Source organism: Sphingobacterium siyangense, assembly GCF_023277505.1.
Lineage (GTDB): Bacteria > Bacteroidota > Bacteroidia > Sphingobacteriales > Sphingobacteriaceae > Sphingobacterium > Sphingobacterium siyangense.
Window position 1 is genome coordinate 2,763,205 of the sequence record NZ_CP080574.1, and the last position, 13,702, is coordinate 2,776,906.

Annotated in this window: 14 protein-coding genes; 8 read left to right on the plus strand and 6 right to left on the minus strand. The window is 41.9% G+C overall.

Features of this window, described 5'->3' with window-relative positions:
• Positions 1–178: 178 nt before the first annotated feature.
• Positions 179–925 (plus strand): hypothetical protein, encoded by a 747-nt coding sequence (locus tag K2F45_RS11175; protein WP_248933578.1) that lies wholly within the window; start codon positions 179–181, stop codon positions 923–925.
• Between the two features lie 81 nt (positions 926–1,006).
• Here the strand turns inward: K2F45_RS11175 and K2F45_RS11180 are convergent, their stop codons facing one another.
• Together K2F45_RS11180 and K2F45_RS11185 are read right to left on the minus strand one after the other, a co-directional pair.
• Complete coding sequence (locus K2F45_RS11180) at positions 1,007–1,534, minus strand: DUF4468 domain-containing protein (protein ID WP_248933579.1); 528 nt, start codon at positions 1,532–1,534, stop codon at positions 1,007–1,009.
• 152 nt (positions 1,535–1,686) lie between these two features.
• Positions 1,687–1,926, minus strand: a complete 240-nt coding sequence (locus tag K2F45_RS11185) for a hypothetical protein (RefSeq protein WP_248933580.1) — start codon at positions 1,924–1,926, stop codon at positions 1,687–1,689.
• A gap of 205 nt (positions 1,927–2,131) precedes the next feature.
• Here K2F45_RS11185 and dinB point away from each other — a divergent pair, with 205 nt between their 5' ends.
• The 7 genes from dinB to K2F45_RS11220 all read left to right on the plus strand — a co-directional run bounded on the left by dinB (position 2,132) and on the right by K2F45_RS11220 (position 11,668).
• A complete protein-coding gene (gene dinB, locus K2F45_RS11190; protein WP_248933581.1) occupies positions 2,132–3,313 on the plus strand; it encodes a DNA polymerase IV in 1,182 nt (393 codons plus the stop codon).
• Positions 3,294–6,230: a DNA polymerase III subunit alpha gene (locus K2F45_RS11195; RefSeq protein ID WP_248933582.1), complete on the plus strand. Its 2,937-nt coding sequence runs from the start codon at positions 3,294–3,296 to the stop codon at positions 6,228–6,230. Before dinB ends, K2F45_RS11195 begins: the two co-directional genes overlap by 20 nt.
• Before the next feature lie 132 nt (positions 6,231–6,362).
• Complete coding sequence (locus K2F45_RS11200) at positions 6,363–7,289, plus strand: Rpn family recombination-promoting nuclease/putative transposase (protein WP_248933583.1); 927 nt, start codon at positions 6,363–6,365, stop codon at positions 7,287–7,289.
• A gap of 354 nt (positions 7,290–7,643) precedes the next feature.
• Positions 7,644–8,117, plus strand: coding sequence for a hypothetical protein (locus tag K2F45_RS11205; RefSeq protein WP_157626046.1), 474 nt, complete (start codon positions 7,644–7,646; stop codon positions 8,115–8,117).
• 111 nt (positions 8,118–8,228) lie between these two features.
• Positions 8,229–9,026 (plus strand): SOS response-associated peptidase, encoded by a 798-nt coding sequence (locus tag K2F45_RS11210; RefSeq protein WP_248933584.1) that lies wholly within the window; start codon positions 8,229–8,231, stop codon positions 9,024–9,026.
• A 235-nt stretch (positions 9,027–9,261) separates the two neighbouring features.
• The gene (gene arr, locus K2F45_RS11215; RefSeq protein ID WP_276521467.1) at positions 9,262–9,669 is read left to right on the plus strand and encodes an NAD(+)--rifampin ADP-ribosyltransferase; all 408 of its coding nucleotides are present in this window, start codon (positions 9,262–9,264) and stop codon (positions 9,667–9,669) included.
• 445 nt (positions 9,670–10,114) lie between these two features.
• Complete coding sequence (locus K2F45_RS11220) at positions 10,115–11,668, plus strand: carbohydrate-binding domain-containing protein (RefSeq protein WP_248933586.1); 1,554 nt, start codon at positions 10,115–10,117, stop codon at positions 11,666–11,668.
• Between the two features lie 107 nt (positions 11,669–11,775).
• On the opposite strand, the gene K2F45_RS27365 is transcribed toward K2F45_RS11220, so the two are convergent.
• The 4 genes from K2F45_RS27365 to K2F45_RS11235 form a co-directional block, all read right to left on the minus strand.
• Entirely contained in the window at positions 11,776–11,904 is a 129-nt protein-coding gene (locus K2F45_RS27365) for a hypothetical protein (RefSeq protein WP_276521453.1), read from the minus strand.
• A gap of 23 nt (positions 11,905–11,927) precedes the next feature.
• Complete coding sequence (locus K2F45_RS11225) at positions 11,928–12,596, minus strand: flavin reductase family protein (RefSeq protein ID WP_248933587.1); 669 nt, start codon at positions 12,594–12,596, stop codon at positions 11,928–11,930.
• 104 nt (positions 12,597–12,700) lie between these two features.
• Positions 12,701–13,129: an antibiotic biosynthesis monooxygenase family protein gene (locus tag K2F45_RS11230; protein ID WP_157626048.1), complete on the minus strand. Its 429-nt coding sequence runs from the start codon at positions 13,127–13,129 to the stop codon at positions 12,701–12,703.
• Between the two features lie 11 nt (positions 13,130–13,140).
• Positions 13,141–13,671 carry a hypothetical protein gene (locus K2F45_RS11235; RefSeq protein WP_075992255.1) on the minus strand — a complete coding sequence of 177 codons (531 nt, stop codon included), beginning with the start codon at positions 13,669–13,671 and terminating at the stop codon, positions 13,141–13,143.
• Between the last annotated feature and the right edge of the window lie 31 nt (positions 13,672–13,702).

Consider the following 13,702-nt stretch of genomic DNA (forward strand, 5'->3'; position numbering starts at 1 on the left):
GCATTTTAATTAGACACCCCAGCTTCATCGCAAAGATCCTACACGAGATGGTTCAGGTAGGCGTACGACATCAAATAAATTTATCTGGTTCTGTACTAATTAGTTAATTGACACAGGATTGTTACAGGAGGAATTTTTTCTTAATTTCGAACCGTTATAGTTATAATTCATTCCATTTATGCTGTTCATTTATACACGTTACGAGTACGTTTTAGGAAGTAAAAATATCACTGCAACATTAAAAAATGAGACCATACCTCAGAATTTCAATCTTAGTATCATTACACCTGCGACCAAATTTTTAGGGTTTCCAGTTGGAGGAGGTCTGGTAAAAATGTCTCGTTTAGTCAATCAGTACGGGCAGGTCATCCACGCAAGAAATTATTCGCCTGAAATAAAAGAAGAGGTAAAGAAATTTAAGAAGACACTAGAAATTCCCTATTTCAAACTTTGGAAAGGGTATTTGATTATAGCATCGATAGCAATTATCGGATCTATTATTTATGGTATTAAGCTGAACATCGACGGCAAAAAATATCGGAATGAAAAAGAAAGTCTTGCTAAATCGGCTCAACAATTACAGGCAGGACAACTATATGGGGCAAGTTTCTTTACCGATGCTGAAGGAAATAACATCCAAGGTTTACCAGCAGGTTGGGTTAAGATTCTAAAGATAGAAGGAGATACAATTTTTGTCCAACGGTCTAAAAAAATATCGGATCGTGCGATGTTTGAAATGAAAGATTTGGAATCAATTAAGCCAACATCGGATGAAGATTGGAATAATAGGCTCGAAAAAATGAATTATACGCTATTTAAAGAAGCTGTGAACAATAAAAATTTATCCGGTATTGATTTATCTTATATTGGTGCAGATCACGATAAATATTCTGGCGTTATTATGTCTTTTAAAGGCGTTGAATAATATTATTTCTAGAATTAAAACTGGAAAAATGGGATGATAGCTCGCAAGTTTATTGTCTGGAAGAGAAGAAATACATCGAAATTACCAATTATCAATATTGGTTGATTTTTCAATAATGGATTTGATCAGCCCATTAAAGTACGCGTTTACGAATTGATGTTTTTTCTCATTTTTGGGGCTACCGTTGCCTTTGAAATAAAATTTTTTCACGTTCATTTTATTCCAAGTACCGTTGTAATTCATAATTTGAGCACTAAAAGTTGGACTATTGATTCTTATTTTACCATCTTTAAACAAAAAAGACAAGGTATAATCGACATCATAATAAGCAATACCCGATGTTTTAAGTCCTCTTTGTTGGTAAGCTGCTAAAGTTATCGCCTGCCCGGGAACCAAAGTCAGGCCTTCTTTGGGATTGGAATACAAGCTATTGATCGACTTTAATACATTATCGTAAAGTTCTTGCTGTTTAACGCCAGGAACTTCTACTACTGTATAATCTAGATTCTCTTTAGAAACGAAACCTGTTGGAGCTAGGGTGAAATATTGTGAAAATGCTAAATTTGTCAACAGAAGCAAAAATATTCCGGTAATGATATAATTTTTCATATTAAATTGTTTTAAAGAGAATTAACTTAGCCAACTTTACAAAATAGTTCGTTAGTCGCATCAATGTTTCTGCAATGTACTTCTTTGTAAAAGAAAATCCAAAATTAAAGGTTTGGAGAATTTAAATTTGTAGATCAAACAAGGGAGGCTTTTTATTTCCCCCGTTTCTGCTTGACCAGCAAGATCCAATCATCTTGCGCGCTTTCTGTACCCACCAATAATAGCGCATCGTCTATTGACAATAAATCGTCCTCCCAAAGTGGGGTTGTGCAGGTTCGAGCGAGCAATTGCTCCAGATTTCCTTTCATGGGTTTATAAGCATGCGCACCGGATTTCCGCCATAAGTAAGTGAATCCTTCACCCTTCAAATAGCTGAGTATCTTTTCGTTCATAGGTCCCGTTTTGTAATAAACAGCACAACCGCGATCTTGTTTAAGTCAACGACCGACTATAAATTATATCGCTGACAATGAATGTGATAAAAATTAAACCATTGTGCCTTCTTGATTGTTTGCTAATAATATTAGTAATTTTGAACTGAGCAACTACCAAATTAAGAGAAGCCGAGGGACGGCTTTTTGATACAATTGAAAAAACATGGAGAGGAGTATAGTACATTGTGATCTCGATACATTTTTTGTATCTGTAGAGCGCTTGCAGAACAGCAATCTTATCGGAGTACCTGTGCTCATAGGAGGAAGTAGTGACCGCGGGGTAGTTGCATCTTGTTCCTATGAAGCCCGCAAGTTTGGGGTGCATTCGGCTATGCCGATGCGGCTGGCGCTGCGCATGTGTCCAGAGGCGGTGGTCGTACGCGGCGATCACGATCGGTACAGTCATTATTCCGGTATCGTTACACAGATTATCGAAGAAGAAACACCCATTGTTGAAAAAGCCAGTATAGACGAACATTACCTTGATGTCTCTGGTATGGACCGCTTTTTTGGCTGTTGGAAATGGACACAGGAACTCCGCCAGCGTATTATCCGAGAGACCGGATTGCCCATTAGCTTTGGCCTGTCTGTCAACAAGACCGTCTCCAAGATTGCCACCGGTACTGCCAAACCCTGTGGTGAAAAGCAGGTGCAAAACGGAGCTGAAAAAGGTTTTCTGGCGCCGCTATCCATCCGGAAGATCCCCATGGTCGGCGAGAAGTCCTTTACCCTGCTCCGCAATATGGGGATCTCCAAAATCGGAACCCTACAGCAGATGGAGGTGTTCACTATGCAGAAGGTCCTCGGGGAAAACGGAATCAACATCTGGCGTAAAGCCAATGGGCTCGATGATTCCCTCGTGTTGCCTTTTCGGGAGCAAAAGTCCATGTCCAAAGAAAATACCTTTCAGCAGGATACCATCGATATGGATGTACTCCGTCGCACGCTGATCAGCATGGTCGATACACTCGCTTTCGACCTGCGCAAAGAGCAGAAGCTGACGAGTTGCGTCACCCTCAAGATCCGTTACAGCAACTTCGATACCCATACCCAGCAACTACAGATCGGCTATACCAATTCGGATCGAAAGCTTACCGATGTGGTACTTTCACTGTTCAAGAAACTCTATAGCCGCAGGATGCTGATACGGCTTATCGGGATCAAATTCTCTGGTCTGATCTATGGTTCCTATCAGACCGATCTCTTTGACGACAGTGCCGAGGAGGTCAACCTTATGCAGGCCATGGACAAGATCCGAAAACGCTATGGGGCTGAATTTCTGATGAAGGCCATCTGTGCACCGCTGCCGGAGAAAGGAGGGGAGCATGCTCTTAAATCTACATAGCTATTATAGCCTGCGTTTTGGCACCCTCAGCCTGCAGGATCTTGTCTCGGGCATGCTTGCTGGCGGTTATGATACCGCCGTGCTTACCGATATTAATAATAGTTCGGGTTCGCTGGACTTCATTAAACTGGGCCGCGCTGCCGGACTGAATCTACTCGCGGGAATGGAATTCCGCGCTGGCGAACAGATTTGTTTTGTCGCTATTGCCAAAAACGAACAGGGCTTTCGTGAGATCAATGAATACCGCACCAAACTCAATCTAGAAAATCGCGCTACACCAGAGCGTGCGCCCGAATTTGAGCATGTCTTTGTCATCTATCCCTTTAGCAAGCTCAATGGTTTTCCATTGCGGGATTTCGAATACATCGGTATCAGACCCAGCGAGCGTAAACGGGCCCAGCTGATGGACCGTAAGGTTCTCGATCGCTGTGTAATACTCGCACCAGTCAGTTTCCGAAAGGCCGATTATACCTTACATCGACAGTTGAGGGCGATTGATAACAACTTGCTGATCTCGCAGCTCGGCGATGAGCAGATAGCTGCCGAGGACGAGGTATTCATTACTCGTGTGAAGCTGATGCGCTTATTTTCCGACTTGCCCCAATTGCTGGCCAACACCAACTGTATACTAGGCCAATGTTCATTCAGCTTTGATTTTACCAGTGTCAAGAATAAAGCAACCTTTACCGGTAACCGCTACAACGATAAGCAGCTTTTGCACAAGTACTGCATGGATGGCTTTACCAGGCGCTATGGTCGCAATGACCGGGTCGCAACCGAACGCATCCAGCGCGAGCTCGAAATTATCGAAAACCTGCGTTTCTCCAGTTATTTCCTCATTACCGACGATATCTGCCGCTATGCACGGGGCCGCAATTTTCACTATGTAGGCCGTGGGTCGGGGGCCAATTCTGCTGTTGCTTATTGCTTAGGGATCACCGATGTAGACCCCATAGCACTCAAGCTTCCCTTTGAGCGTTTTCTCAATCCCAAGCGCAAGAGTCCGCCCGATTTTGATGTGGACTTTAGCTGGAATGAGCGCGACGAGATGTACGATTATATCTTTAACCGTTATCAGACAGGACATACGGCATTGATGGGAGCCATGAGCACCTTTCGCTCCCGGAGTATCTTGCGCGAGCTGGGTAAGGTGTATGGACTGCCCAAGGCCGAGATCGATCGTCTCGTGCATGAGCCCGAGCATATGCTCAACAAAAATGAAGTGACCAATACCATTCTGAGCGTTTACAACCGCATGGCCGATTTTCCCAATCAGCGCACCATCCATGCCAGCGGCGTGCTGATCTCAGAGGAACCATTGACCTGTTATTCGGCGATGGACAATCCGCCCAAAGGATTGCCTACTATGCAATTTGATATGTATGTGGCCGAAGATATCGGTTTTGAAAAGTTTGATATCCTTTCGCAGCGTGGTATTGGCCATATCAAAGATTGCCGTACCATTGTACGGGAAAACTTGGGGGTGGTCATTGATACCGATAACCCCAAGCGTTTCTTTCAGGATGCCCATATCGCAGCGCAATTAAAATCGGCCAATACCATCGGCTGTTTCTATATCGAGAGCCCAGCCATGCGGCAGTTGCTCACTAAGTTACGTTGCGATGATTATCTGACTTTGGTGGCCGCTTCATCCATTATTCGGCCAGGCGTGGCCAGTTCGGGCATGATGGGCGAGTATATCCGTCGGCACCACGACCCCACTACAGTCGTCTATCCGCATCCCGTATTTAAGGAGCAGCTCGAAGAGACCTACGGTGTGATGGTTTATCAGGAAGATGTGATGAAGATCGCCAATGCCTACGGCGGGCTCGATATGGCCGATGCCGATGTGCTCCGACGGATGATGTCGGGCAAATATCGCAGCAAAGACCATCTGATTGAAATTGAGGATAAGTTCTTTTCCAACTGTAAGGAGAAGGGCTACGACGAAAAGATTAGCCGCGAGATCTGGCGGCAGATGGAGAGTTTTGCTGGCTATTCGTTTAACAAGGCACATTCAGCATCTTTTGCCGTAGAGAGTTATCAGAGTCTTTTCCTCAAGACCTACTATCCTTTGGAGTTTATGGTTGCGGTGCTCAACAATTATGGCGGGTTTTACAATCGTAAGGTCTATGTGAATGAAGCGCGAATTTCAGGTGGCAATATCTGCCTGCCCTGTGTCAATCAGTCGGTCTTTAATACGTCCATTCAGGGTAAGGATATTTACCTGGGTTTTGACTGCCTGCTCAATTTGGACGGTAAACTGGCCCATCGCATTATTGAGGAGCGTGAAGCCAATGGCAAGTACACCAGTCTAGAAAACTTTGTCAAACGGACACAGACGGGTATTGAGCAGGTCGTTATCCTAATTCGTGTGGGTGCCTTGCGTTTTACGGGGACGGGGAAAAAGCAATTGCTGTGGGCTGCTCATCTGATGATGAGCAAGCATAAGCCTGTCGCAGCAGGTATGGCGCTCTTTGAGACCGAAAGCCGCAAGCCTATTCTTCCGCCTTTGGAAGAAGATATCTTGGAGGATTATTACGACGAGATGGAGCTGATTGGCTTTTGCGTAACGGGTACGCTATTTGATCTTACCAAAAGCGATTACCGGGGCGATATGCCCGCTCGGGAACTCCATCTGCATGAAGGAAAGATAGTCCGCGTGGTGGGGGATTTTGTTTGTGAGAAATTTGTGAAGACCAAGCGTGGCGACCTGATGAAATTCGGAACCTTCCTTGATGCCGAGGGACGCTTTTTTGATACCGTCCATTTCCCGCAGAGCCTAGCCAAATATCCGCTCCGTGGGGCCGGAATCTATTTGGTTGAAGGCAAAGTTGTTCTGGAATACGGTTGCCCTTCCGTTGAGGTGATCCGCTGTGCCAAGATGCCACTAAAACCCGATCCGAGGAGTGAATAGGACGGAAATGATCTTCATCGGGGAACTTGTTTTAATTCATATACATACTAATATTTTTATGCTAAAAATATTAGTATTTAAATGTTTATTTACTTATATTTGCATTGTTAACCAATTTAAAAACAATGTATTATGAGTGAGTTGAAACAATCGAAATATATCGATATTACAACAGATTATGGATTTAAAAAAGTTTTCGGATCAGATACCAATAAAGATCTTCTGATCGCTTTCTTAAACGAACTGTTTAGAGGCCGCAAAATTATTGCCGACCTGTATTATAACAAAAATGAGCATGTCGGGGATACAGAGGATATCGGTACCGTTATTTTTGATCTGACCTGTACGGCAGACAATGGCGAACGTTTTATTATTGAAGTGCAGCGCACGGCGCAGGATAATTTGAAAAAGCGCATGCTTTATTACAGCAGTAAATTGATAGCGGATCAGGCACCCAAAGGCAACCGAAGGGCTTGGAATTATGCAATTAGTGAAGTTTATATCATTGTACTGATGGATGGATTTGCAATGCCTGATGCGGGGGATGAGAAGTGTTTTCTGCACGATATTTGTTTATGTTATCGAGATCATGGTAAAATATTTTATGATGATCTAGGCTTTATATATGTGGAATTGGTTAACTTTGTTAAAGCTGAGGCAGAGTTAGTTAATGATTTAGATCGTTGGCTTTATGTACTCAAAAATATGTCTTCGCTAAATGGACTTTCCACTTATTTGCGTAAGCCTATTTTTGAGAAGTTATTTCAGTTAGCAGAGTATAGCAAACTAAAACCGGAGGAACGAGAGATGTACAACGTAAGTTTAAGGAATAAATGGGATGCCGAGAGTATCCGAAGTAGTCAGGAGGATCAATTGAAACGAGCGAGCGAAAAAGCAATGGCTGAGGGAAAAGCTGAAGGAAAAGCCGAAGGAAAGGCGGAAGTAATAAAAAATCTTTTGTCTTCGAATAAGTTTTCGATATCGGAGATAGCCGAATTAGCGGACGTCACTGTAGAGTTTGTAAAGCAGATCGAGGCAGAGAAGGCTAAAGGAAAATAAAACAGATTACAATATAAGATTCTAAGGCCACTGAGATAATGTCTAAGTGGCCTTTTTCTTTTTTATAGGTTAAGTTGGTCTTAGACAATACCATTTTGAATAAGCTCTCATTTAAATAAAATAATTGTAAGGTCGAAGAGACGAACTCAACCTTTTTATAAAAAGATCAAACGAATTTTATATTTCTGTTGTTCTTTAGTCGAAAAATGAGAAGATTGCTTTTGCTGGCTTGATTTGCACTTGTTAGGCCAGCTTTTTTTTGAAACCGACTATCCCATTATTGGGATCATAACTATATATATCAGGGTTGGTTTATTCCGGCCTTTTTTAGGATATAAATCCTATCTTAGTCCTATGCTGTACAATCCCTTTGAACAAGTCACCAAAAGTTCGTTTCGCGAGCTCGTCGAGTCGGGCTACGCCGACTTTGTGCTGCAGCGCTTTGAGTGGCCCGATGTCAAGGAAAAGACAGGTTTTCTGCTCACGCCGTATGATGATAAAGAAGCCGCCGATCAGCATGCACATCAACTGGGGGCAAAGGAGGGAAGGGCTTTGCAGCTGCCGCAGGATGCCGATAAGATCGAAAGCTTGTTGGAAACAGGATCAGGCTATCGGATCTTCCTCAATCGCATCAAGGAGGAGAATTGGGATAAGCGTATGCTTAAGCTCTACGAGAAAAATATTGTCAATTACCTGCGTACCAAGACCAGGTTTCAGCGCAAGAATCCCATTGATATTTTATTCTCCCTAGAATATGGTCGGGTAGTGGCTACCATTAGCGATGGGCAGACCCAAAAGAAAGTATTTGCTATCGAGATCCTTCGCTAATCAGATCCGGTCCGAACCAAAAAGCAGCCATTTTCTTGTCGTAGGGCAATCCGTATTTAAAGTACAAATTGCGTATATTCGTATCAAAGCCAAACAAAAAAGGATACCATTATGTGCTGGGATATTAGCCTCCATACCGATATTGAGATTATCAAAAAGACCTTTCCGCAATTGCGGGACGAGCGTTGTCAATTGGATTACAACTATGATTACCTAGAAAACGTCCAGGCCATTACCTTTCCCAAATATCCGATCCTGTATAAGGACAAGGATTCAAGCCAGCTGGCGTTGACCGAGATGGAGTGGGGAGTATTGCCTACCTATATTGACGATCCCAAGCTGCAGGCCGATCGCAGGCGCAATATGATCAATGTGCGTAGCGAGCGTATCCTGGAGGATAAAAAATCCTATTGGTATCGCTTGCGCAAGCAACGTTGCCTTATTCCTGTGAGTGGTACCTTTGAGCATCGTGCGGTAAAGGGCTGGAAAAAGAAAGTCCCTTATTTCATCGGTGAAGCGGGGAGAGAGCTATTCTATTTACCAGGTCTGTACCAGTGGCATGAGACGGTGGATGAAGATGGCGTGGTTGAACGTGTTGGATCTTTTGGTATGCTTACACGGGCAGCCAATGAAGTGATGGCCAATATCCATAATGACGGGCCCAATAAACATCGTATGCCTTTGTTCTTGCCGGAGGACCTCGAGCGTCAATGGATCGAGGATATTAACGAAGAAGATATGCCACCGATTTTCCGGTTTGAAATGCCAAATGAAAAGTTGAAACATTATCCCGTTTATACGTTGAGAGGATATCCAAATCGCCCCGACGGTAAGCATCGTTATGAGCAATTTGATTGGGAAGGATTACCACCATTAGGGAGTGATACAGCGCAGACTTCGTTGTTTTAAATCAGTGTCCAATGGGAACCCCATTTTATGATAATGGACATACTTGGAAATATGATTTTGACATAACATATAGTCGGAAGTAGAAATGAGAAAAAGCTAACTATAGCATGAAGTAAAAACAGGGGGGCAGAATGCTACTGTGGAAAGTGCGCTTCCTTCTCTTTATACAAAAATTGCAAAATGTTATGAAGAACTGGGTAACATTTCAAAGGCAAACGAAAACTATAAGCTAGCGATTTCGTTCAAAAATAACCCCTCAGATAAAGGTCCATTTTATCACGGAACTAAAGCAGATTTACAAATTGGCGATTTACTCATCCCGGGAGGAAATTCAAACTATAAATCTGATTTTAAAATGAATCATATTTATTTCACTGCACTTCTTAATGGAGCCGGTCTTGCTGCTGCATTAGCGAAAGGTGAAAGTAAAGAACGGGTGTATATTATTGAACCTACAGGACACTTTGAAAACGATCCAAATCTTACGGACAAAAAATTCCCAGGCAACCCCACTCGTTCATATCGTTCAGATGCCCCTTTGAAAATTATTGGTGAAGTAGCAGATTGGATAAGGCCAAAGCCAGAAGACCTTCAAAAATTTTGTGAAAAATTGGAAAATAGAAAAGGAGATATTATCAATTGATGTTGACAAACATAAATACGAGCGCTTATCTATTGCGTATCATACTTGCGCGCTATAGTAAATACAAAGCAGCGAAAAGAGGATCGTTTGACTACTACCAGGAGAATTTAGCGGGTTAAATCCTGGAGATATAATCACAAGTGCACTAAATAGTAGGGTACCCATCCAGTGCTTAAAAATATAAGACCATCGTAGACTGTGCAACATAATCGATTTAGGTAACTCGAAAACTAAAAAAAACTTTCGAGTTTGTGTTAATTATTAAAATTACCAAATTTCTTTTATAAAAGTTTCTAAATATTTTTTTACAGCTATCTCATAGAGCGGTTGTGCTTTTAATATGTTAATTTAATATTTAATTAACATAATTTTAATCTAATTTACACTGCTTAATATTCATTAACACAAGTTGTTGTTAGCTTTGAAACAATTAAAAAGCAAACTTATGTTAAGGAAAGTAATATTTTATGGAATGGTCCTGATGGTGGGTATGTCCATAGCTTCATGTTCAAAAGATGAAAAAACAGAATCGGATGCAGGGGAGGTTATTGAAACTGGTACAGCGATAAATATTAGTTCGACATCAAAAAGCGGTCCGGTTGAAGGGAGCCAGGATACTGGAGCCGACGATGATGATCTCGTTGCAAACTCCACATTCAACAGTACCGTAAAGATAAACTTCGATGGCAATTCGGCTACTATCGAAAATGCAGTTTCAGGGGTTACTGTTACCCAATCTGGAGCTGATGTTGTTGTAAACTCTTCAGCCAGCGGTGTTGCCTATGAGCTTACAGGATCAACAACAATTGGGTCATTCAAGATCTATTCAGATAAGAAATTCAAGGTCACTTTAAATGGGGTCTCTATTACAAATAACGAGGGGCCTGCAATCAATATTCAGTCCGGAAAAAGAGCATTTATAGTACTTGCGGACGGGACAGAAAACAAGCTTACAGATGCGGCTACGTATGCCACATCTACCGAAGATCAAAAAGGCACAATTTTCAGTGAGGGGCAATTGATATTTTCTGGGACGGGGGCACTTACTGTTTCTGGCAAAACTAAGCATGCCATAGCCAGCGACGATTATATACGGATTGTGGACGGTACTATTCAAGTTTCCGATGCTATTTCGGATGGCTTACACAGTAACGACGGTATTTATATTGATGGCGGGAAAATAAATATCGTGGCAAGTTCCGATGGTATTGAAGCTGAAAAAGGAAGGATTATTGTCAATGGAGGAGAAATCACCTTAAAAGTTGCTGACGATGGGATTGTTGCTTCTTACGAAGATGGTGACGAGACTATAATACCTGATGTAATTATAAATGGCGGAAAAATAAATATCGAAACCACTGGATCAGGAGGGGAGGGGATTGAAAGCAAGGCGAGCCTTAGCATCAATAATGGTGAAATTTACATCAAAGCTATTGATGATGCGATCAACGCTGGCAAAGCAATTTATATCAATGGAGGGACAATCGTTGCCTATAGTACCACAAACGATGGTATAGATTCCAATGGAACGATGACTATTACAGGAGGGCATATTTTTGCTATCGGTGCAAAGAGTCCAGAAGAAGGATTCGATTGCGATAACAACACCTTTAGGATTACCGGCGGACTGATGGTCGGAGTGGGGGGAGCCACAAGTTCTCCAACTGCAGGTGTCTCTACACAGCCTTCGGCTATTTTGAGTGGCGGTACCGCCAACCAGATCTACAGTATTCTTGACAAGGATAATAATGAGGTATTAACATTTAAATCGCCTGTTTCTTTTTCAACGTTACTGGTCTCCAATGGAAGTTTTTCAGTAGGAGCCTCCTACAAGCTCGTAAGTGTATCTTCAGTTGACGATGCCAATGCGTTTAACGGACTATACTTGAGTGGAAAATTTAGCAATCCAACGGTTACTTCAACGTTTACATTATCAACTATGGTGAGTAGTTTGGGCGGAAGTATTGGCCCAGGTGGCGGTGGCGGTGGCGGTAGATAGAAAAAATTGATGCTCAAAAGGCTGTCCAAGGTCCCGTCCAAAGAGAAATTGACGGGATCTTGTAATTTAAATTTTTAATAGATGGCGATTCCGCTATGTTGTTGCTGTTACTGGCCACTGGGGATTAAAAAGAGTAAATCAGCATGCAATAGACTGTCGCGTATTTCTACATCATTATTTTTGATGGCGCCGTAACGTGTGTTCTGGAGATTTAAAATTTCATCCTTCGTTATCATTTCTTATCCATTATTAATAATCATTAAACTTTTTCTTGAGTTGATTTCCTATCGTAGGTGTTGTATAAATTTTCAGGAATTTCTGCGAGAGTCGATTCATGTACTTTATTACCAAGTGTGTAAAACTCCTGAAAACTCATAATAAGAGGTTTCCATTTATCTGGATCAACCCGGTTTGGATGATTATCCATCGTAATTGATTTATCCAAAAATACCCTGTTTATCTTTAGTTCAAATGTGATAATCTTTCCCTGTTGTAACGGTTCGTCTTCGGCCAATTTATGTATGTCCATAACAACGGCTTCCATTTGTACAGGGCACTCGTTAATCCGGGAGGCATTGATGGTTTCGGCTGGGATTCCCGTCAATCCGGCTATTTCAAATTTATTTTTTTCAAAACGATAGCCCTTTAGTATTTTAGACGGAGGAACAGGATTAGACCCCGTGGTTTTAGCCAGTAAGTTCACTACCTTTGCTTCGTTTACCGATGGTAGGTTTAATACGGCCTCTTTGGTTACCAAAAGGTTTTTGGCCGTTTGAGATGAAGCCCCAAGCCCAATCATGCACCTCCAACCCAACCAGAAAATCGAAGATATAGGCGCAAGATTCGATGTACCATCTGGATTTTTAGTACTGATAAGTACTACCGGCGTGCCGAAGTATAGAATGGAGGGATAACTTTTAATATGCATGAGTAGTACCTTTTAATATTTTACTGATTTTTTATCTTTCTTTTAAAATTAACCACATCCGACATTTATTAAAATCCGTTTCTTGCGTAATTCACTCGTTACACTTACTCCACGACGACCTGATAAATATCCCTTTCCATCGTAATCCCATTTTGCTCTAAAAAGGTAGGCATATTAATCCTTGCCTTTTGCATCTCCGCCCGTATAACCAATCTGGCATTATCCATGTACTGCCGGTCTGACCAGGTGGCAACGGTAATTACCCGAAGGTCACCACGATCCCCTGTCTGTTGAAAAATTTCATATTTTACAAAGCCGGGCTGCTGCCTTAGTGTATTCCTGATGAAAATCGATTTTTCGGAATATGCCGCAATAGCTTTTTTAGGAATGCTGATTTTGTCAATGACGGCCACCTGTTCTTTGACAGTGCGATCTTCGCTGTTATTCTGTTCCATTTTGAATTGATTTTTATGTTGACCAAAAGTTTTCATCACCAAAAGCATAAGCATGATGATTTTTAATGTTTGTTTCATAAGATTTGTATTCATTGTTTCCAATTCAGTTTACCGCTTTTGTCAAACATTTCGATAGATGGGTTGCCTAGGCTATCAACTTTTAAAATAATCCTGGGTATTTCGTTGTTATCCTTCATAACTAAGGCCGCATTTCCATTTTCCGTAAGCAGGTTGATACGATTGATGTTATGGCCAGGTTTACCGGACAGGTCTTTGTCGTTAATCAATAGCCCGGCTCTGAAATAGTTGTCGTTTTTATTGTCCTGCGCGAGTATACCGATAGCATCGGCATTCTGATAGTCAAATGCGAGTGCGTTCAGGTTGGTATCCTCATTATCAGTTATGGCAAGACCGCCTCTTTCGTCACCGTTCCTGTCATAGAATATAAGACCTGCTGGTGCGTAAGCTCTTTTATAGGTTTTTCCAGCAATAATAGGTTGCGGAATATGGTCTGTGTTTGCAATAACAACACGATTTTTACCCGAGGCATCATTAATATTTATTCTTTTTGCGTTAAAATTTTGCCTGTTGTCCAAGTATAAGTACACTATACAAGCCATAAAAACAATATTGGAAAGTATAAGGGCGGAT